The organism is Streptomyces sp. NBC_01077, from assembly GCF_045162855.1.
In the GTDB taxonomy this organism is placed as follows: domain Bacteria; phylum Actinomycetota; class Actinomycetes; order Streptomycetales; family Streptomycetaceae; genus Streptomyces.
On the sequence record NZ_CP108669.1, the window covers coordinates 6,401,794 to 6,421,921 of the forward strand.

Genomic DNA, 20,128 nt, shown 5'->3' on the forward strand with positions numbered 1-20,128 from the left:
GACGATCAGGCGTCGAAGACCTCGTTGACCAGCTGCTGCTGCTCCGCCTGGTGGCGCTTGGCCGAGCCGACCGCCGGGGAGGAGGAGTGCGGACGCGAGATCCGGCGCAGGCGCTCGCCCGCCGGGATGTCCGCGCCGACCGCCAGGTCCAGGTGGTCGATCAGGTTGAGCGCGATGAACGGCCACGCACCCTGGTTCGCCGGCTCCTCCTGCGCCCAGATGTACTTCGCGGCGTTCGGGTACTTGGCGATCTCGGCCTGGAGCTCGGCACCCGGCAGCGGGTACAGGCGCTCGAGGCGGATGATCGCGGTCTCCGTGTCGCCGCGCTTCTGACGCTCGGCCTCCAGGTCGTAGTAGACCTTGCCGGCGCAGAAGACGACCTTGCGGACGTCGGCCGGGTTCGCCGTCGCGTCACCGATCACCGGGCGGAAGCCGCCGGTGGTGAACTCCTCCGCCTTGGACGCCGCGGCCTTCAGACGCAGCATCGACTTCGGGGTGAAGACGATGAGCGGCTTGTGGTGCGGGTTGTGGACCTGCCAGCGCAGCAGGTGGAAGTAGTTCGACGGCAGCGTCGGCATCGCGATCGTCATGTTGTCCTGCGCGCACATCTGGAGGAAGCGCTCCGGGCGCGCGGACGAGTGGTCCGGGCCCTGGCCCTCGTAGCCGTGGGGCAGGAGCAGCGTGACGCCGGAGGTCTGGCCCCACTTCTGCTCGGCCGAGGAGATGAACTCGTCGACGACGGTCTGCGCGCCGTTGACGAAGTCACCGAACTGGGCCTCCCAGACGACCAGTGCCTCGGGGCGGGCCAGCGAGTAGCCGTACTCGAAGCCCATCGCCGCGTACTCGCTGAGCAGCGAGTCGTAGACGTTGTAGTGGGCCTGCTCCTCGGTCAGGTAGAGCAGCGGGGTGTAGTCCTCGCCGGTCTCCTGGTCCACCAGGACCGCGTGACGCTGACCGAAGGTGCCGCGGCGGGAGTCCTGGCCGGACAGCCGGACCGGGGTGCCCTCCATGAGCAGCGAGCCGATGGCGAGGGTCTCGCCCATGCCCCAGTCGATCGTGCCGTCCTCGACGGAGGCGGCGCGGCGCTGCATCTGAGGCATCAGACGCGGGTGGACCGTGATCCGCTCCGGGATGCTGACCTGCGACTCGGCGATCCGCTTCACGACCTCCGCGGAGACCGCGGTGGTGACGCCGACCGGGAACGCGGCCCTGGCGTCCGGCACGGTCGCCACGGCCGGGGCGGCGGTGGCCTCGCGGACCTCCGCGAACACCTTCTCCAGCTGGCCCTGGAAGTCCTGGAGCGCCTGCTCCGCCTCTTCGAGGGTGATGTCACCGCGACCGATGAGCGACTCGGTGTACAGCTTGCGCACCGAACGCTTCTTGTCGATCAGGTTGTACATCTGCGGGTTGGTGAACTGCGGGTTGTCGCCCTCGTTGTGACCGCGGCGGCGGTAGCAGATGAGGTCGATCACGACGTCCTTGTTGAACGTCTGGCGGAACTCGAAGGCGAGCCGCGCGACGCGGACCACGGCCTCCGGGTCGTCGCCGTTCACGTGGAAGATCGGCGCCTCGATCATGCGGGCCACGTCGGTCGCGTACATCGAGGAACGCGAGGACTCCGGGGCGGCGGTGAAGCCGACCTGGTTGTTGATGACGATGTGGACCGTGCCGCCGGTGCGGTAACCGCGCAGCTGCGACATGTTCAGCGTCTCGGCGACGACACCCTGGCCGGCGAAGGCCGCGTCACCGTGCAGGGCGACGGGCAGGACGGTGAAGTCCGTGCCGCCCTTGTTGATGACGTCCTGCTTGGCGCGGACGATGCCTTCCAGGACCGGGTCGACCGCCTCGAGGTGCGAGGGGTTGGCGGCCAGGGAGACCGTGATCTGCTCGCCGTCGAGGCCGGTGAAGGTGCCCTCGGCGCCCAGGTGGTACTTGACGTCGCCGGAGCCGTGCATCGACTTCGGGTCGAGGTTGCCCTCGAACTCGCGGAAGATCTGCGCGTACGACTTGCCGACGATGTTCGCCAGGACGTTCAGCCGGCCGCGGTGGGCCATGCCGATGACGACCTCGTCGAGGCGCGACTCGGCGGCCGAGTCGATGACCGCGTCGAGCAGCGGGATGACGGACTCGCCGCCCTCCAGGGAGAAGCGCTTCTGACCGACGTACTTGGTCTGCAGGAAGGTCTCGAAGGCCTCCGCCGCGTTCAGCCGGCGCAGGATCCGCAGCTGCTCCTCGCGCTCCACACGGGAGTGCGGGCGCTCGACGCGGTCCTGGATCCACTTGCGCTGCTTCGGGTCCTGGATGTGCATGAACTCGACGCCGGTGGTGCGGCAGTACGAGTCGCGCAGCACGCCGAGGATGTCGCGGAGCTTCATCATCGACTTGCCGGCGAAGCCACCGACCGCGAACTCCCGCTCCAGGTCCCACAGGGTGAGGCCGTGCTCGGTGATGTCCAGGTCGGGGTGCTTGCGCTGCTTGTACTCCAGCGGGTCGGTGTCGGCCATGACGTGGCCGCGGACCCGGTAGGAGTGGATGAGCTCGAAGACGCGCGCGGCCTTGGTGACGTCGTCGTCGTGCGAGGCGTCGATGTCCTTGAGCCAGCGGACCGGCTCGTAGGGGATGCGCAGGGCCTTGAAGATGTCGTCGTAGAAGCCCTCCTCGCCGAGGAGGAAGTTGGCGACGACGCGCAGGAACTCGCCGGAGGCGGCGCCCTGGATGACGCGGTGGTCGTACGTCGAGGTCAGGGTCATGACCTTCGAGATGCCCAGCTTGTTCAGGGTGTCCTGGGAGGTGCCCTGGAACTCGGCCGGGTAGTCCATCGAGCCGACGCCCATGATGACCGACTGTCCGGGCATCAGACGCGGCACGGAGTGGACGGTGCCGAGGCCGCCGGGGTTGGTCAGGGAGACCGTGACGCCGGTGAAGTCCTCCATCGTCAGCTTGCCCACGCGGGCGCGCTTGACGATGTCCTCGTACGCCTGCCAGAACTCGAAGAAGTTGAGCGTCTCGGCCTTCTTGATGCCCGCGACGACGAGCTGGCGGTCGCCGTTGGGCTTCACCAGGTCGATCGCGAGACCGAAGTTCACGTGCTCCGGCTTGACCAGGGTCGGCTTGCCGTCCTTCTCCGCGAAGGAGTAGTTCATCGACGGCATGGCCTTGATCGCCTGCACCATCGCGTAGCCGATGAGGTGCGTGAAGGAGATCTTCCCGCCCCGGGCGCGCTTCAGGTGGTTGTTGATCACGATCCGGTTGTCGAAGAGCAGCTTCACCGGGACGGCGCGGACGGACGTGGCCGTCGGCACCTCCAGGGAGGCGTTCATGTTCTTCGCGACCGCGGCGGCGGGACCGCGCAGCGTGACCAGCTCGGGGCCGACAGGGGCCTCGGCCGCAGGCTTGGCGGCGGCCGGAGCGGCCTTCACCGGGGCGGGAGCGGCGGCGGCCGGCTTCGCGGCGACCGGCGCGGCAGGGGCCGCGGCGGGCTTCACGGGCGCCGGGGCGGGCGCGGGGGCCGGAGCCGCGACCGGAGCGGGCGCGGGAGCCGGAACGGCCGCAGGAGCGGCAGGCGCGGCCTGTGCGGGGCCCGCCTGCGGCACCGCGGGGGCGCTCGGCGTGGTCGGTGCCGGGGCGGTCGGGGTCTCCGACGCTCCGGGCTTGTAGTCGGCGAAGAAGTCCCACCAGGCACGATCGACCGAATTCGGGTCCTGGAGGTACTGCTGGTAGATCTCGTCGACGAGCCACTCATTGGCACCGAAGGCGGCTGCGGGGCTCTTGCCCTGCCCGTCCTGGTCGGTCGGGGAGCTCGGGGTACTGGGGGACTGAGACGACACGGCGGCAACCGCCCTCTTCCGCTTCACAAGGTGATGGACAGCGGAAATAAAGGCTACGCCTGTCCGGCCGGGAGGTGCAGGCAGGGAGCGCCAACGTCGCGCAAGTCACACTTGACGAGGTGTTTCGGTGCCGTGAATGGCGGGAAACAAGCGTGGTTCCGCATGTGTGAGGGTACGGAAAAGCGCAGGCACGACCCGCTTCGGCCGCACCCCTGATCACGTCCCGCTCATGAACACGCAGAACGAGCTCTTCCGGTTCGACCCTACGTCAATCTCTCGGAGGGAGGCTGCCCGGAAGAGTGACCCTGATCCGGCAGCCACGTGATGATTCGGCCACCCCGATCCCGCCGCCGTGCAGATCCACCGCCCAGCGGGCGATCGCGAGACCGAGCCCCGTGCCGCCGTCGCTCCCCGGGCCCTGCCGGAGCGGCGCCGTGCCCCGGTTGAAGCGCTCGAAGACCTTGTGCCGCTCCGACTCCGGGATGCCGGGACCCTCGTCCTCGACCTCCAGCTCCAGCGAGTCCGGGTACGGGCCGCGCCGGGCCCTGACCGTGACGCGGCCGTGCGGCGGCGAGTGCTTCACCGCGTTGTCGATCAGGTTCGCCATGACCTGGTGCAGCCGCTCCGCGTCCGCGTGCGCCACCAGCTCGGGCGGCGACACGTCCAGATGCAGATGGACGTCCGTCCGGTTGTGCAGGCCCGAGGTGGACGAGAGCCCGCGCTGCGAGGCGGCCAGATTCGCCTCCCGCAGAACTCCGGACAGATACGGCCAGACCTCGAAACGGCTCGCCCTCAGCGCGACGACACCGTTGTCAAGACGTGACAGATCCAGCAGCGTCTCCACCAGCCGGCCCAGTCGCTCGGTCTGCTTCAGCGCCGACCGCATCGTCTCCGGATCCGCCTCGGACACCCCGTCCACGACGTTCTCCAGTACGGCCCTGAGTGCGGCGATCGGGGTCCGCAGCTCGTGCGACACATTGGCGACCAGCTCCTTGCGGTGCCGGTCGACGGCCTCCAGATCGTCCGCCATGCGGTTGATCGTCGACGCCAGGTCGCCCAGCTCGTCCCGCCGGTCCGCGCCCCGCACCCGCCGGGTGAAGTCCCCGCGCGAGATCGTCCCGGCCACCGTGGTCATCTCGTCCAGCGGCGCCGTCAGGGACTGTGCCACGAACTGGGTGATCAGCAGGGTCGCGATCATCGCGAAGATCGTGATGTACCGGAACTCCGTGGACGTGCGGATGGCCACCAGGGCGAGGCCCGAGGTCAGCAGGACCGCCCCGACGACCAGTGCGCCCAGCTTGGTCTTGATCGAGATCACGATCCGGTGCGGCCGGCGCACCCCGCCGTCCGGTCTTCGCAGCTCCCGCGGCCCGCCGGGCCCCCGCCGGTTCACAGCGCCGGAGTCTCCAGTGCGTAACCGACGCCATGCACCGTGCGGATCCGCTCGGCCCCGATCTTCCGGCGCAGCGCCTTGATGTGGCTGTCCACGGTCCGGGTGCCCGAGGCGTCCGCCCAGTCCCACACCTCGGCGAGCAGCTGCTCGCGGGAGAGGACCGCCCGGGGAGTGCTCGCCAGGCAGACCAGCAGGTCGAACTCGGTCGGAGTCAGGTGCACGTCCTCGGAGCGCACCCGGACCCGGCGCTGCGCGTGGTCGATCTCCAGCTCGCCCAGGCGCAGGATGCCGCTGCGCGGGGTCACGGCCGCCAGCGCGGCCCGCTCCACCCGGCGGAGCAGCACGTGCACCCGGGCGGCCAGCTCCCGCATCGAGAACGGCTTGGTCATGTAGTCGTCCGCGCCCACACCGAGACCGACCAGCATGTCGGTCTCGTCGTCGCGGGCGGTCAGCATGAGGACCGGGACGGGGCGCTGGGCCTGGACCCGGCGGCACACCTCCAGGCCGTCGAATCCGGGCAGCATCACGTCGAGGACCATCAGGTCCGGCTGCCATGCCTCGGCCGCGTCCACGGCCGCGGGGCCGTCGGTCGCGGTCTGGACGAGAAAGCCCTCGGCCCGCAGCCGCGCGGAGATCGCTTCCACGATCGTCGCGTCGTCCTCGACCACGAGTACCCGGCGCTGGGCACCCGGAGTGGCCGCCGCACCGTGGTGAGTGGTGTGTGTCTGCTCCATTGCCCCGCCTCGCGTCGCCGATGTCGGCTCAGCAGCCTAGAGGTACCGGTGGCGTCCCGGCTATCCAGGACTTATCCGGGACGGACGCCGAGGTGGACCGCGTCGGGGACGCCCCGGGCAACGGGGATCTCTTCCGTCCGTACCCCGCTGAATCCGGCATTCCGCAAGGACCCTTCGAAATCGACGGAGGGCCGGGCGGACCATACGGCGAGCACTCCGCCGGGGTTCAGACGGGCCGCGCAGGCCGCCAATCCCTCGGCCGCGTACAGGGATTCGTTGTCCTCGGTGACCGTCCAGTCGGGCCCGTTGTCGATGTCCAGACAGAGGGCGTCGTAGGTGTCCGGGGAGGTGCGGAGGTAGTCCACGAGGTCCGTGTGCAGGATCACGGTCCGGGAATCGGCGAGAGCGGCTCCGGAGATCGAGGCGAGCGGCCCCCGGCGGTGCCAGTCGATGATCGCCTCCTCCCGCTCGACGACCGCGATCCGGCCCCAGCGGGGGTCGGCGGCGGCGTGGGCGAGCGAGAAACCGACGCCGAGACCGCCGACGAGCACGGACGCGCCGGAGCGGGACGACTCGGGGAGCGCGGCCTGCGCCGCGTCGATCAGGAGCCGCTCCGAGCGCCCGTCGGAGGTGTCCATCAGGAAGGTCCCGTTGGCGATGATCTCGAAGTGCTCGGCGCGGCGGCGCAGCACGACCTCTCCGTACGGTCCTTCGCGGCGGTCGAGGGTGACGGTTCCTGACATGGTCGGTCTCTCCGCTCTCGGCTCGGCAGCCGTCCTTGTCCATCCTTACGGGACGCCGGTGGCGGGGACAAACGCGTTACGGGGGAGGGGAGATGGGATCCGGACACTGCAGAAACGATCCGGCCGGTCAGCCGCGCAGACTGCGGCCGTACGGGAACACCGGGTCCGCCCTGCTGTTCGGGACGGGCCGGGCGGCCCCTCGACGCGCCTCGGAGATCCGGCGTCGACGGGCCGGGCGGCCCCTCGGCGCGCGCCTTGAAGATCCGGCCCGAGTCCATCAAGTCCACCCGGCCGGCGACCGGCTCGTCAGGACTCGCCGGTCACACGGCGCGCACCCCGCCACGCGTACAGCCCCGTGCCCGCCACGAAGGCGGCGACCGCCATCGTCCACGCACCGCCCTGCGGGCCCGGCTGCATCACCCAGGCCCACCACTGCGCCGCGCCGCCCGGCCGGGACGGGGCGGCGAGATAGACCGTGCCCACGAAGAAGGCCGACGGCAGCCAGCTCAGCCGGGCGCCGATGACGGCGGCGGCGCCCGCCGTCACCCCCACGAGCCCGAGGGTGTTGCGTACGGCGGCGAGCGCGCCGAACTCCTCCGCGTGGCCCGGCACCGCCAGGGCGAACAGCACCACGGCGAGGGCGGCCGGGGCGAGCACATGGGCGAGACGGCGGGGCCACCACGCGCGTACCGCCGTACGGTCCAGCTCGTCGCTCGGCGTGTGCAGACTGGTGCCGATCGTGGCCGCCGCGAGCAGCGGGCCGAGGATGACGACCGGCAGCCGGGCCGTGTGGTCGAACGAGGGCAGCGACTCCAGCCACCAGGCCGCCCAGGCGGCGACCGCGGTACTGCCGACGAGAGCGGCGAGCGCGCCGGGCACCGCGCGGGAGCGCAGATAGAGCCGGAGGGGACGGGTCGGACGGTTCGGACGGAGCAGTGCGGCTTCGGTGCGCGTGTGCCTCACGGGACCGGCACCTCGTCCGGATCGCAGCCGTCCGCCGCCAGATAACGCGCAAGGTAGTCGCGTTGGGCGGCCGGGGACTTGGCGTGGAGCCGATCGATGTACGGCTGGGCGGCGGTCGTATCGGGACCGTAGTCCTCCGGGGTCGGGGCCAGCCACTCGATGACGGCGAGGTGGATGGTGCTCGCCCGCTCCGCGTTCGGCCCCGCGAAGTCGCCCGGCGTGCAGGTGGCCGAGAACAGCCAGGTCACGGCCGAGTTCACATACAGATCAGGGCGCAGAAGACGGCCGCGCACCGACTCCTGTCCGGCGTCGGGCAGTCCCACCTCGCCGGGGGCGGGTGCCTCCGGCCCGCCGATCCAGCGGACGGGGGCGCCGGGCAGCCCCTTGAGGCGCGCGTTCAGCGGGGCGAGCGCCGCCGACACCTCCGGCAGCAGCCCCTTGTCCACGGCCGTCAGACACACCTGCGGCGTGCCGTCGTCACAGACCTGCCGGGACAGGGCCGGGTCCGTGCGCCACGGCCCCTCGTCCGGCGGCAGCCGCAGGATCAGACCGGCGGCGGCCACGGCGAAGGCCAGCGGAACCAGGGCGAGCGGCCGCAGCCGGGCCGGGCGCAGTCCGTGCGCGAGGAGCGCGGTGAGCGCGAGCCCCGTCGTCCAGACCATCGACACGGGCCCGAACCACCACACCGGCCGGTCCCAGAGGAACTGGTGGTCGGCGGCGGGGCCCAGCCAGCGCGCGGCGCTCTGCGTATACGTGCCGACGGCGAGCCCGACGTACCCGACGATGCCCAGGAGAGGGGCGGTCAGCCGCCACCGGACCACCCGTCCGACGACATGGCCGAGCGCGCCGAGGGTGGCGACGGCGACGACGTCGGTGGCGAGGAGTTCGAGGTAGGGGCGGCCCGCGGAGGCGTACGGCCAGGTCGCGAGGAGGCAGACGGCGTCGGCGAGGAGGACCCCGGCGGCGGGCCAGAGCGCGGACGGGGCGACCGTGACGAACAGGCGGCGCAGCGGTGACCGGGGGACGGACTCCCAGAGGTCCGCCGTCCCGCGTCGCCGGTCCCGGCCGCCCTGCCAGCAGCCGGCCGCGAGCGCGAGCGGCCCGGCCAGCAGTCCGGCGGACACGTGCAGCAGGTTGGTGACGGCGGCCCAATGGCCCTGCCAGCCGGGCGCCTTGCCGTACATCGTCACGAGAACGGTGAGGAGAGCGGCGAGGCCGGTCCAGGGTCCGAGCCCACGACGCAGCTCGATCAGAAGAGGCTTCTGTGCGGGCGTGGCCCGTCCGGTACGGGGAGGGGTGAGGGTGGCGGTCACCGGAGCGCCCCCTTCGCGTGGTCCGCGGGGGCCCGGTGGGCGCGCAGGGCGGCCGTGTAGCCGCGTTCGACGGCGTGGGTCGTGGAGTCGTTCGCGTCGGTGGGCTCCCCGCCGAGCGCGGTGAGTTCGGCCGTCGTGCCCTGGAAGGCGAGGCGGCCCGCCTCGATGAGGGCGACCTCGGTACAGGCCGCGGCCACGTCCTCCACCAGGTGCGTGGAGACCAGCACCGTCGCCTCCCTGCCCAACTCCCGCAGCAGCGAACGGAAGTCGACCCGCTGCTCGGGGTCGAGGCCGGCGGTCGGCTCGTCGAGCAGCAGCAACTCCGGTTCGTTCACGATGGCCTGGGCGATTCCGGCGCGCCGGACCATGCCGCCCGACAGCGTCTTCATCTTCGCGTCGATCCGGTCGGCGAGTCCGACGCGTCGCACCGCGCGCTCCACCGCCGCAGGGACCCGGTCGGCCGGCACCTCCTTGAGCCAGGCGATGTACGCGACGAACTCCCGCACCGTGAAGGCCGGGTAGAAGCCGAAATCCTGCGGCAGATACCCGAGCCGGCGCCGTATGTCGGTGCGTTCGCGGTGGTTGGTGGCGTCCCCGCCGAGCAGCTCCACCCGGCCGGAGGAAGGCGCGGCGACGGTCGCGAGGACCCGGATGAGGGAGGTCTTCCCGGCCCCGTTCGGGCCGAGCAGGCCGTGGACGCCGGGCCCGAGGGACAGGTCGAGCCGGTCGAGGGCGACGGTACGGCGGTGGCGGACGGTCAGGCCGCTCACCGCGACGGCGGTCGAGGTGTTCACCGGGGCTCCAGGTGGTCGAAGGAACGGCGCCGCAGCGCGATGAGGGCCGCGCAGGCCAGCGCGGCGGCGGCCCACCCCCCTTGCGCGGCGGGGCCGGAGAAGTACGGGGCGAGCGAGGCGGCTCCCGAACCGGGCTCCGCGTCCGGCTGTCCGAGCAGGGGGCCCGTGACGGCGAGCAGCCACCCGCCGCCGAGCGTCGCGGCCGCTGCCCGGCAGCCGACGAACGAGCCGAGCGCGAGCGTGGCCAGGGTCAGCGCCAGGCCGGGAAGCAGCCAGGCGGCGGCCCCCGGGAACCCGGCCACCGGCGGGAGCAGCGCCCCGCCCGCGGTCAGCAGCGGTACGCACACGGCGAGGACGGCGGCGGTACGGGTGAGCAGCAGCCGCAGCCCGCCGGACGGGGTGGCGGCGGTGATCTCGTACAGGGGGTCGGCATGGCGTCCGTACGAGACGGCGACACCGGCGAGCGGAAGGACGGGCGCGAGGGCGAGCAGCAGACTCCGTGCGCCCTGGAACCCGGCCCCGTAGGCGAGCCCGAAGGCCCCACCGACGACGAGAACCACGGCCACCACCCAGGACCCGCGCAGCGCGGGCCCGACGGCCCATCCGACCCGCGCCCACCGCCCGAGGGGGCCGCCGGCGGGGGAGACGGGGGCGGCGGGTGCGGGCCGGTGACCGAGGGAGGTCAGGAGCTCGGCGCGGACGGCCGCCAGGGTCGGGCCCGCCGTGCCGGCCCGTACGGCGGCGGAGACGCGGCCCGCGCAGCCCGCGCAGGACTCGACGTGCTTCTCCAGCGACCAGGCGTCGGTCTCGGCGGCGGAGCCTTCGGCGTACCGGAGGGCGAGCGCGTCGGAGACGTGCCAGGGGGTCCCGGGGGACGCGGAGGACCCGGAGTGCCCGGAGGAACGGGAGTAGGACCCGGAGGACCCGGGGGTCCCGTGGTTCCCCAGGCGTCGGGGTGCCGTCATGCGGTGCCTCCCAAGGCGTGTGGGCCCCCGGGGTGTGCCGCCCCGAGTGCGGCGCGCAGTTCGCGGCGGGCGCGCAGGGCGCGGGTCTTGACGGTGCCCTCGGGTATGCCGAGGAGCCGGGCGGTCTCGCGGGTCGTCAGGCCGTCGACGACGGTCGCCCGCAGGACCTCGGCGAGTTCGGGCGAGATCCGGTCGAGGGCCGCGCCGACCTCCCCGTACTCAAGGCCGGCGAGCACCCGGTCCTCGGCGGAGCGCGCGGCGATCTGCGGCTCCGTGGGCGCGGCGGCGCGTTCGGCCGCCCGTTCCACGACCCGCTCCACGCGGGCCCGGGCCCGCTGGGCGTCCACCAGGCGCCGGGCGGCGATCACCCAGATCCAGCCACCGGCCTCACCCCGGCCCCGGTGGCCGCCGGCCGAGCGCCAGACCGTGACGAAGGTGTCCTGGAGGACCTCCCGTACGGTCTCCTCGTCCGGGCAGCGCCGGGCGAGGCGCGCGTGCAGCCAGCCGGCGTGCCGGTCGTACAGCACGGCGAGGGCCTCGGAGTCTCCCCGGGCGACCGCGCGCAGCAGCGCCGCGTCGTCGTCCTCGTCGCCCCCGGAGGGGCCTCCCCCACTGGGGCGCAACAGTCTCACGCCTTCTCTATCGCGCGCGTGCCCCGGTTCGGTTCTCCGTTCCGGTGCGCGGCTCAGGGGTTCGTGGGCGGGCCGCCCTCCGGGAGGGCGGCGAAGACCCGCTGGAGCGCGGGCGGGCGCTCGCCGTCTCCCGCGACGACCAGGTGATGACGGTACGTGACGAGGTACTGGAAGCCGTCGGCGATCGGGCTGCCGGTCGGGCGGGCCGGGACCCGGGCGTACGCGGGGTCCTCCAGGGCCGCGCGGAGTTCGGCGGCCTCGGCGGGGGTCTGCCGCCCGGTGCGGGGCGGCTTGGTGCCGGAGCGGCTGGTCCAGGTGCCGTCGTAGTGGACGACGAGCTGGTTGCGGACACCGGCGAAGCCGCCGCTGACGACCACCTCGACGAGGACCTCACCGGGCTGGGGGTCCGCCGACGGGGTTCCCGGGCTCGTGCCGGCGCTCGGTGTGGCGGTCCCGCTCGCCGCCGACGGGGGAGGGGTGCCCCGGACCGGCGTGGTCGCGGTCGACGTTGTCGTCGTTGTGGCACCCGGCACGGCCGGTCCGCTCACCCCCGAAGGCGGTCCGCCGGGCGCGGGCGGGCTCTCGGGCCCGCAGCCGCTCGTACCGCCGACCAGGACCCCGACCAGAAGCAGGGTCCCGCACCACGTTCCCCGTACGCCTCGCACCATGGACCGAGCATGCCGGGTGACGGGCACCACGCGCAGCCGGAAGGCCAGGTTTCGTTCACGCGTCCCGCCGACGGCGGACCGTTCGGCTTGGGGGTGTCCGGCGGATCAGGGCCGGAGACGGCCCCTAGGCGTCCTGCCGGCGGCGCATCGTCCGGACCTCCCTAGGCGTCCTGCCGGCGGCGCATCGTCCGGACCCTCCCTAGGCGTCTTGCCGGCGGCGCACCATTTCGGCGATCCAGGCGGGCGCGAACGGGGACGTGCAGTTCGGGGGAGTCGGGTAGTCCTTGAGTACTTCCAGGCGCTCGCCGATGTCGACGGCCCGGGCGCGGTGCTCGGGGTGCTCGATCCCGACCTGCGCCAGGCAGGTGTTCATCGCCCACTGCAGACGGTCCGGGGCGTCCTTCATCTCCGCCTCGACGACATCGAGCAGGCCCTCCAGGTCGATGCCCTCGGGCTTCTTCACCACCCGCTCGGCGGTCAGCGCCCAGCCCGCGCTCGCGACGACCGGATCCGGGTCCCCGGACCAGGCGAGGCGCAGTTCCTCCGCGTGCGGGCTCTTCTTCACCACGTAGTTCACGAGCCAGTCGTGCACCTTGGGGGCGCGCGCCTCGCGCAGCATGGTGTCCAGCTCGTCGCGCCCGAAGGCCTTCGGGCGGCAGATCAGGAGCGCCAGGAGCCTCGCCGCGGTGTCGTCCGTCGCCCACAGGTCGCGCGCGAGGTCCTGCTGCGTCTTGAGCCGCTTCGCGACCGCACGCAGCTTGCCGAGGTTCACCCCGTGGTCGTCACCGCGCTTCTCGTTCGCCGCGCGCGTCTTCGGGTCCTCCAGGCCGGCCAGCTCGGCCATGACCTCCGCCACCGTCGTTCCGGTCACCACAGCCTCCTGCCCGTCGCGAGCCTTTTGTCCGTCCGCACGGGCCCAGCCTACGGCGACGATGATCGCTCAGAGCGAACAGGCGTCCGGGAACATCCTCGGGCTCACATGCATTGAGTCGACATAGCTCAACTTGACTGCCGAAGGGGAGATCATGGCTTCTGACTCCAAGCCGTCCGTGCCGCTCACTCTGCCTGTGCTGCCGCTCGACGACGAGGTCGTGCTGCCCGGAATGGTGGTGCCGCTCGACCTGTCGGACAACGACGTACGTGCCGCCGTCGAGGCCGCCCAGGCCGCCGCGAGGCCCGGTGCGGGCAAGCCGCGGGTGCTGCTCGTGCCCCGCGTCGACGGGACCTACGCCGGGACCGGCGTCCTGGGCACCGTCGAGCAGGTCGGACGGCTGTCCGACGGCGACCCCGGCGCCCTGATCCGCGGCCTCGGCCGCGTGCGCATCGGCGCCGGTACGACCGGGCCCGGCGCGGCCCTGTGGGTCGAGGGCAGCACCGTCGAGGAGACCCTGCCCGAACCGCTGCCCGGTCAGGTCACCGACCTGATCAAGGAGTACAAGGCGCTGGCCACCAGCTGGCTCAAGAAGCGCGGTGCCTGGCAGGTCGTCGACCGCGTCCAGCAGATCGACGGCGTCGGCGCCCTCGCCGACAACTCCGGATACTCGCCCTTCCTCACCGTCGAGCAGAAGGTCGCGCTCCTGGAGACCGCCGACCCGGTCGCCCGCCTCAAGCTCGCCACCGTCCAGCTCCGCGAGCACCTCGCCGAGCAGGACGTCGCCGAGACCATCGCCAAGGACGTCCAGGAGGGCGTCGACAAGCAGCAGCGCGAATTCCTGCTCCGCCGCCAGCTCGAAGCCGTCCGCAAGGAGCTCCGTGACCTCAACGGCGAGGCCGAGGGCGACGAGTCCGACGACTACCGCGCCCGCGTGGAGGCCGCCGACCTGCCCGAGAAGGTCCGCGAGGCCGCCCTCAAGGAGGTCGAGAAGCTGGAGCGGTCCAGCGACCAGTCCCCCGAGGGTTCCTGGATCCGCACCTGGCTGGACACCGTCCTCGAACTCCCGTGGAACGAGCGGACGGAGGACCGGTACGACATCCGCGGCGCCCGCGCCGTCCTCGACGCCGAGCACGCGGGCCTGGGCGACGTGAAGGAACGGATCACCGAGTACCTGGCGGTGCGCAAGCGGCGCTCCGAGCGCGGCCTCGGCGTGGTCGGCGGCCGCCGCGGCGGAGCCGTACTCGCCCTCGTCGGCCCGCCCGGCGTCGGCAAGACCTCGCTCGGCGAGTCCGTCGCGCACGCGATGGGACGCGAGTTCGTCCGCGTCGCCCTCGGCGGCGTACGGGACGAGGCGGAGATCCGCGGTCACCGCAGGACCTACGTCGGCGCCCTGCCCGGCCGGATCGTGCGGGCCATCAAGGAGGCCGGGTCCATGAACCCGGTGGTCCTGCTCGACGAGATCGACAAGGTCGGCTCCGACTTCCGCGGCGACCCCGCTGCGGCCCTCCTCGAAGTCCTCGACCCGGCGCAGAACCACACCTTCCGCGACCACTACCTGGAGGTCGAACTCGACCTCTCCGACGTCGTCTTCCTGGCCACGGCCAACGTCCTCGAAGCCATCCCCGAGGCGCTGCTCGACCGCATGGAGCTGGTCAGGCTCGACGGCTACACGGAGGACGAGAAGGTCGTCATCGCCCGCGACCACCTGCTGCCCCGTCAGCTGGAGCGCGCGGGCCTGGAGCCCGGCGAGGTCGTCCTGGAGGACGCGAGCCTGCGCAGGCTGGCCGGCGAGTACACCCGCGAGGCGGGCGTACGCACCCTGGAGCGGGCCATCTCCAGGCTGCTCCGCAAGGTCGCGGCCCAGCACGAACTGGGCGACCGGGAACTGCCGTTCACGGTCGGCCCGGACGACCTGCGTGACCTCATCGGCCGGCCGCACCACGTGCCGGAGTCGGCCCAGGACCCGGCGGAGCGCCGTACCGCCGTGCCCGGTGTCGCCACCGGGCTCGCCGTGACCGGCGCGGGCGGTGACGTCCTCTTCGTGGAGGCGTCCCTGGCCGACCCGGAGACCGGCGCCGCCGGGCTGACCCTCACCGGCCAGCTGGGCGACGTGATGAAGGAGTCGGCGCAGATCGCGCTCTCCTTCCTCCGCTCGCACGGCGCGGAACTGGAACTGCCCGTCACCGGCCTCAAGGACCGGGGCGTGCACATCCACTTCCCGGCGGGCGCGGTCCCCAAGGACGGCCCGAGCGCGGGCGTCACCATGACGACCGCACTCGCCTCCCTGCTGAGCGGGCGTCTGGTCCGTACGGACGTGGCCATGACCGGCGAGGTCTCCCTCACCGGCCGGGTCCTCCCGATCGGCGGCGTGAAGCAGAAGCTCCTCGCCGCGCACCGGGCCGGCATCACGACGGTCGTGATCCCCAAGCGGAACGAGGCCGACCTGGACGACGTCCCGGCCGAGATCCTGGAGAAGCTGGAGGTCCACCCGGTGACGGACGTCCGTCAGGTCCTGGAGATCGCCCTGGCCCCGGCGGCGGTGCCGGTGGGGGTGGCGGCGTAACTCCCCCTTGACGGAGCGGGGTGTCCTCGACGGGGCGCCCCGCTCCGTCATACCCCGCGGGCGCGCATACTCGCAGGTAATTCGTGACCCGGATGTCAGCCGGGGGTGTCATGCTCGTACGCATGAACGAAGACGCCTTCTGGGCTCTCATCGACGAGTTGAGCCGCCGCCCCGGTGACCGGGACGAGCGGCTGGAGTGGCTGCGCACGGAGCTGCTCCGGCGCCCCACCGCCGAGAGTGTGGAGTTCCAGGTGCGCCTTGAGGACGCGTGCGACGTCGCGGGCACGCGCGCGGTGTGGCGGGCGGCGAACCGGATCGAGAGCGGTGACTGCACCACCGACGGATTCCACTCCTTCACGCTCTGGCTGGTGGGTCAGGGGCGCAAGGTGTACGAGTCGGTCGTCGCCGACCCGGACGCGCTGGCCGACGTGCCGGGGATACGGGCCCTCGTGGGCCGGCACCGGGACGAGTGGGACGACGACGAGTGGCCCGAGTGGGATGAGCTCGACTTCGTCGCCCAGGACGCGTACGACGAGCTGACCGGCCAGGAGGACGACGAGGGCGAGGAGTTCGCGGAGTCCGTCGACGAACTCGCCGAGGAGCTCGGGGACGAACTCTCCGGGGACTTCGAGGGGGAGTGGGAAGAGGGCGACGAGCCCCGGGGGTCTCGTCCGGAGGGGGTGGCGATACCCCGGCTCACCGCCCTCTTCCCGCTCGGGACGTCCGGCTCCTAGGAGCTGTCCAGGAGCTGTCCAGGAGCTTCCTAGGAGGCGGACGAGTTCCGACGGCGGCCCAGGAGCAGGCTGCCCGCGGCGAAGGTGGCGAGGGCGCCCGCGCCGGCGAGGGCCAGGGGGAGCGGCGAGGCGGGGGTCTCGGCGGTCTCGGCGGAGAGTGCCGGGGCCTGCTCGTCGCCGCCGTGGCCCGCGTGGCTCACGGTGGACTGGGACGCGCCCGCCGCGATCTTCGCCTCGGTCGGAGCCTGCGCCTGCGCCTTCGCCGTGGCAGCCTGTGCGGCCGTACCGCCGAAGGTGACGTCCGAGCAGCTGTAGAAGGCCTCGGGGCTGTCGTTGCGCTGCCACACCTTGTAGACGATGTGGCGGCCGGTGCGGGCGGGGAGGTTGCCCGTGAAGTTGTAGTAGCCGTCGGTGGCCGTGCGGGTGGTGTTGTAGACGGCGACGGGGGTCGCGTCCAGGTCCGACCACTTCAGGGGCTGTGTGGGGTCGAAGCCCGGCTTGGTGATGTAGACGGTCATGGTGCCGGAGTGGGCGGCGGTCACCCGGACCTTGAAGTCGAAGTTGCCCGCGGCGACCGCCGTCGCGGGCCAGTCGGTGCGCGCCCAGTCGAGCGCCCGGTACTTCTCGCGGTTGGCCGAGCAGAGCTTGCCGTCCGGGATGAGGGCCTGGTGCTGTCCGGCGGCGTTGGCGATGTTGACCTCGTTCCAGTCGTAGAGCGGCTGGGTGCCGGAGTCGGCGACGAGGTCCTTGCAGACCTGCGACTTGGGGGTCTCGGGGCCCTCGGCGTAGCAGGCGGCCACCCGGCTCACGGGGTTGAAGACGGCACCGTGGGCGCTGGCGGTGGTGGGGGTGAGGGTGACGAGGGCTGCTGCGGCGGACAGGGCGGCGACGCCGGCGGCGGTACGGCGGGAGGACGGCATGCGGGGGCTCTCTCTCGTGCGTGGGGGAGGACGGAACGAGCAACGCGCGCTGAGCACACGGAAGTTGAATCCCGGGCGATCGCCGTAGAGCCTCGCATTGGTCCATACCAATAGGCAAGGGGGTGGACCGGAAAAGCCGCAGCGGCCCCCGGGGTGCCGCACACCCGGGGGCCGCCACGTGCTGTCGGGGCTTCAGTCGTTCACGAGCGGCGACGTCGGCCGTTCACCAGCGGCGACGTCAGCCGATCGCGGCCGTGACGTCAGCCGTTCGCGAGTGCCTGCACCCGTGAGAGGTCGCCGTTGAAGTGGTTGTGGTCGCCGACCGTCGGGCCGGAGGAGGTGTACTGCCACATCGTGTAGTACTGCCAGCCGGCCGGGAGTTCGCCCACGGTCGCGGCGTACCGCGCGATCCACAGCGGGTTGGTCGCGGCGAAGGCGGAGGAGTTGCCGGTGCACTGGGTCCACCAGCTGGTCGCCGTGTAGATGACGGCGTCCCGGCCGGTCCGGACCTTGTACCGGTCCACGAAGTCGCGGATCCAGGCCACCATCCCGGCCTGGCTCTTGCCGTAGCAGGTCGCGCCGTACGGGTTCCACTCGATGTCGAGCACTCCCGGCAGGGTCCTGCCGTCCTTCGACCAGCCGCCGCCGTTGTTGACGAAGTAGTCGGCCTGGGCCGCGCCCGTCGTCGTGTCCGGGGTCGCGAAGTGGTACGTGCCCCGGATCATGCCGACGTTGTACGAGCCGGTGTACTGCTGGTTGAAGTAGGTGTTCTTGTAGTAGGTGCCCTCCGTCGCCTTGACGTAGGCCCACTTGACGCCGCTGTTCCACAGCGTGGACCAGGCGACGTTGCCCTGGTGGCTGGAGACGTCCACGCCTTCGGTCTGTACGGCCTGGGCGGAGACGCCGCCGGGGGCGCTGCCGCGCCCGTCGTGCGCGAGGACGCCCATGCCCATGCTGGCGGAACCGCGCGGGGGTGCCTGGCGGACGCCCGGGTCCTGGGCGGCCCCGGCGGACGCGGCGAGGGGGAGGAGGAGGGTCAGGGCCGCGAGTGCGGCACCGGCGAGGGTCGTTCCGGATCTGTGCACACGCATTGCGTGCCTCCGAAAGGATCGGTGGGGGGAGCGATGTCGACGGTCCTGGCGCAGGCAGAGCTGTCCTGGCACCGATAAAGTCCTGGTGTGGACATGTCAGCGAGGGCGCCGGAGACGACGCTACGCACGTAGACCCGGCCCATGGAAGAGGGCCTGGTTACCGCCGTTGGTCTACGCCTGCGAAATACTGGAGGAGCTGCGGCGATGGCCTCGGCCGAAAGAAACTTTCAGCGACTGGAAGTGGCGCGAAAACCGTTGCCAGGTCGCCGGGGAACGCCTGAGAGGTGCTGACGTGCACGCAAGCGGTACGGGAAGTGAAGGCGGGGGCACCCCGCCCGCCGGCGCGGAACCGCACACCTTGTCCGGCGGGCAACGGCACACTCCACCCGCGGGCGCGGAACCGCACAACCCGTCCGGCGCGGAACCGCACACCTCCTCCGGCGGGGTCGACCGGGAGTTCCTCGCGCTCGAACGCGAACTCGCGGTCTTTCTGCGCCGCGCCCGTGCCCAGTCCGGCGAGATGGCCCGCGAGGTCCACCCCGAACTGGAGCCCGCCGCCTACGGCCTGTTCGTACGCCTCGACGACGCCGGCCCGCAGCGGGCCACCGAACTCGCCGGGTACTTCGGGGTCGGCAAGGCGACCATGAGCCGTCAGCTGCGGGCCCTCGAAGACCTCGGACTCGTCGCCCGCGACCCCGACCCCGCCGACGGGCGCGCCTCACTGGTCCGGCTCACCGAGGAGGGCCGGAACCGCTTCCGGCACGTCCGGGACGCCCGGCGCGAGCGGTACGTCCGCAAGCTCGCCGACTGGGACCGCGCCGAGGTCGCCGAACTCGCCCGCCTCCTGAACCACTTCAACGTCAGATCCGAGGGCTGAGACCGCGGAGAGCGGGCCCGGGCTCCCGAAGGCCGAGCACTCAGTGGTCCGCCGGCTCCACCAGCACCGCCGTCGCGTCGTCGTGCAGCTTCCAGCGGCGCGTCCCGCCGGCCAGCTCGTCCGCCGCCTCGAGGGCCCGCACCCGGTGGAGCAGGCCGAGCGCGCCCTCCTTGCGCAGGACACCGAAGCAGTCCGTCCAGTCGCCCTGGCCGAACAGCTCCACCCAGCGGCTCGCCCCGTCCGTGAGCGCCGCCAGGGCCCGTACCTCCGTGCGCGGACTCGTCCCGGTCACCGCCCGCTCCGCGACCGCCGGGTCGGCCGCCGCCGTGAAGAAGCCGCCCTCCCGGTTCCGCAGTCGGTCCGTCGCCGCGAGGGAGCGCAGGATCTCGTCCGGGACACGGTCGAGCCGGTCGTCGAGCACGGCCCGTACCGCCCCGTCCGGGGACTCCAGGAGGAGTACGGAGTCGGAGAGGACGAGGTGTTCGATAGAGGTCCTGTCCCAGCGGGCGAGCACGACGGTCGCCTGGGGCGTACGGGCGTGAGAAAGGTCACAGGTGTCCCGATGGGCGTCCGCGGTGCGCCGGATTGCCACCGACAGGATCTCGGACAAGGGCATGTCCGGGCGGGAAGCGGACAGTTCGGTCAAAGCCCCACCCAGGCGCGCGGTGAACCACGGCACGGTGTGCACGCAACCGTCATCCCCGGCGGGTGGCGTGACGCCGTCGAGGAGGACGACGGTTCCGCCGCCGCCGGAGGCGGGCAGAGCTGCGGCCACCCAGTCCTCGTTGGGGCGTTCGGGGCTGCCGGGGAGGGAGGCGACGTCGCTGCGCATGACGACCAGTGTGCCCGGCCCGGTGACATCTCTTCACCGGACCTTCAGGCGCCCGGAAATGGCCTGTACCAACCTGGCGGAGGCCGCGGACGAGGCGGAGCGGGCGCCTCCGGGGAGCTGCGGGCGGGCATCCTCCCAAAGCCCGCGCGGAAGATCCAACCGGGGGTGTTTCCGGGCCCCTGGGGCCCGCCCGGAGAAGTTGTTC

17 protein-coding genes are annotated in these 20,128 nt (G+C 72.3%); 3 read left to right on the forward strand and 14 right to left on the reverse strand.

Annotated features, from left to right (window positions below; all coding sequences use genetic code 11):
- Positions 1-5 precede the first annotated feature (5 nt).
- From OG462_RS29205 to OG462_RS29255, 11 genes are all read right to left on the reverse strand, one after another.
- Positions 6-3,827 (reverse strand): multifunctional oxoglutarate decarboxylase/oxoglutarate dehydrogenase thiamine pyrophosphate-binding subunit/dihydrolipoyllysine-residue succinyltransferase subunit, encoded by a 3,822-nt coding sequence (locus OG462_RS29205; RefSeq protein WP_406062106.1) that lies wholly within the window; start codon positions 3,825-3,827, stop codon positions 6-8.
- Positions 3,828-4,095: 268 nt separating this feature from the next.
- Positions 4,096-5,187 carry an ATP-binding protein gene (locus tag OG462_RS29210; protein ID WP_406066767.1) on the reverse strand — a complete coding sequence of 364 codons (1,092 nt, stop codon included), beginning with the start codon at positions 5,185-5,187 and terminating at the stop codon, positions 4,096-4,098.
- A gap of 29 nt (positions 5,188-5,216) precedes the next feature.
- Entirely contained in the window at positions 5,217-5,954 is a 738-nt protein-coding gene (locus tag OG462_RS29215) for a response regulator transcription factor (protein ID WP_030207163.1), read from the reverse strand.
- Positions 5,955-6,025: 71 nt separating this feature from the next.
- On the reverse strand, positions 6,026-6,697 hold the full coding sequence (locus OG462_RS29220; RefSeq protein WP_406062109.1) for a spermidine synthase: 672 nt from the start codon (positions 6,695-6,697) through the stop codon (positions 6,026-6,028).
- A gap of 306 nt (positions 6,698-7,003) precedes the next feature.
- A complete protein-coding gene (locus tag OG462_RS29225; RefSeq protein ID WP_406062111.1) occupies positions 7,004-7,660 on the reverse strand; it encodes a hypothetical protein in 657 nt (218 codons plus the stop codon).
- A complete protein-coding gene (locus OG462_RS29230) occupies positions 7,657-8,973 on the reverse strand; it encodes a hypothetical protein (RefSeq protein ID WP_406062112.1) in 1,317 nt (438 codons plus the stop codon). Before OG462_RS29230 ends, OG462_RS29225 begins: the two co-directional genes overlap by 4 nt.
- Positions 8,970-9,767 carry an ABC transporter ATP-binding protein gene (locus OG462_RS29235; protein ID WP_406062114.1) on the reverse strand — a complete coding sequence of 266 codons (798 nt, stop codon included), beginning with the start codon at positions 9,765-9,767 and terminating at the stop codon, positions 8,970-8,972. The genes OG462_RS29230 and OG462_RS29235 overlap by 4 nt, the downstream gene beginning before the upstream one ends.
- Positions 9,764-10,732 (reverse strand): zf-HC2 domain-containing protein, encoded by a 969-nt coding sequence (locus OG462_RS29240; protein ID WP_406062116.1) that lies wholly within the window; start codon positions 10,730-10,732, stop codon positions 9,764-9,766. Before OG462_RS29240 ends, OG462_RS29235 begins: the two co-directional genes overlap by 4 nt.
- Entirely contained in the window at positions 10,729-11,364 is a 636-nt protein-coding gene (locus OG462_RS29245) for an RNA polymerase sigma factor (RefSeq protein ID WP_406062118.1), read from the reverse strand. Before OG462_RS29245 ends, OG462_RS29240 begins: the two co-directional genes overlap by 4 nt.
- A gap of 53 nt (positions 11,365-11,417) precedes the next feature.
- On the reverse strand, positions 11,418-12,032 hold the full coding sequence (locus tag OG462_RS29250) for a hypothetical protein (protein ID WP_406062120.1): 615 nt from the start codon (positions 12,030-12,032) through the stop codon (positions 11,418-11,420).
- A gap of 199 nt (positions 12,033-12,231) precedes the next feature.
- Entirely contained in the window at positions 12,232-12,876 is a 645-nt protein-coding gene (locus OG462_RS29255) for a DNA alkylation repair protein (protein ID WP_406066768.1), read from the reverse strand.
- A 181-nt stretch (positions 12,877-13,057) separates the two neighbouring features.
- Between OG462_RS29255 and lon the strand changes: the two genes are divergently transcribed.
- Both lon and OG462_RS29265 read left to right on the forward strand, forming a co-directional pair.
- Positions 13,058-15,469: an endopeptidase La gene (gene lon / locus OG462_RS29260; RefSeq protein WP_406062122.1), complete on the forward strand. Its 2,412-nt coding sequence runs from the start codon at positions 13,058-13,060 to the stop codon at positions 15,467-15,469.
- Between the two features lie 122 nt (positions 15,470-15,591).
- Positions 15,592-16,203 carry a DUF4240 domain-containing protein gene (locus OG462_RS29265; protein WP_406062124.1) on the forward strand — a complete coding sequence of 204 codons (612 nt, stop codon included), beginning with the start codon at positions 15,592-15,594 and terminating at the stop codon, positions 16,201-16,203.
- 29 nt (positions 16,204-16,232) lie between these two features.
- Here the strand turns inward: OG462_RS29265 and OG462_RS29270 are convergent, their stop codons facing one another.
- Both OG462_RS29270 and OG462_RS29275 read right to left on the reverse strand, forming a co-directional pair.
- Positions 16,233-17,123 carry a lytic polysaccharide monooxygenase gene (locus OG462_RS29270; protein ID WP_406062126.1) on the reverse strand — a complete coding sequence of 297 codons (891 nt, stop codon included), beginning with the start codon at positions 17,121-17,123 and terminating at the stop codon, positions 16,233-16,235.
- 260 nt (positions 17,124-17,383) lie between these two features.
- A complete protein-coding gene (locus OG462_RS29275) occupies positions 17,384-18,214 on the reverse strand; it encodes a lysozyme (protein WP_406062128.1) in 831 nt (276 codons plus the stop codon).
- Between the two features lie 292 nt (positions 18,215-18,506).
- Here OG462_RS29275 and OG462_RS29280 point away from each other — a divergent pair, with 292 nt between their 5' ends.
- Positions 18,507-19,091, forward strand: coding sequence for a MarR family winged helix-turn-helix transcriptional regulator (locus tag OG462_RS29280; RefSeq protein ID WP_406062130.1), 585 nt, complete (start codon positions 18,507-18,509; stop codon positions 19,089-19,091).
- A gap of 40 nt (positions 19,092-19,131) precedes the next feature.
- Here OG462_RS29280 and OG462_RS29285 read toward each other — a convergent pair whose 3' ends face one another.
- Entirely contained in the window at positions 19,132-19,923 is a 792-nt protein-coding gene (locus tag OG462_RS29285; RefSeq protein ID WP_406062132.1) for a hypothetical protein, read from the reverse strand.
- Positions 19,924-20,128 lie beyond the last annotated feature (205 nt).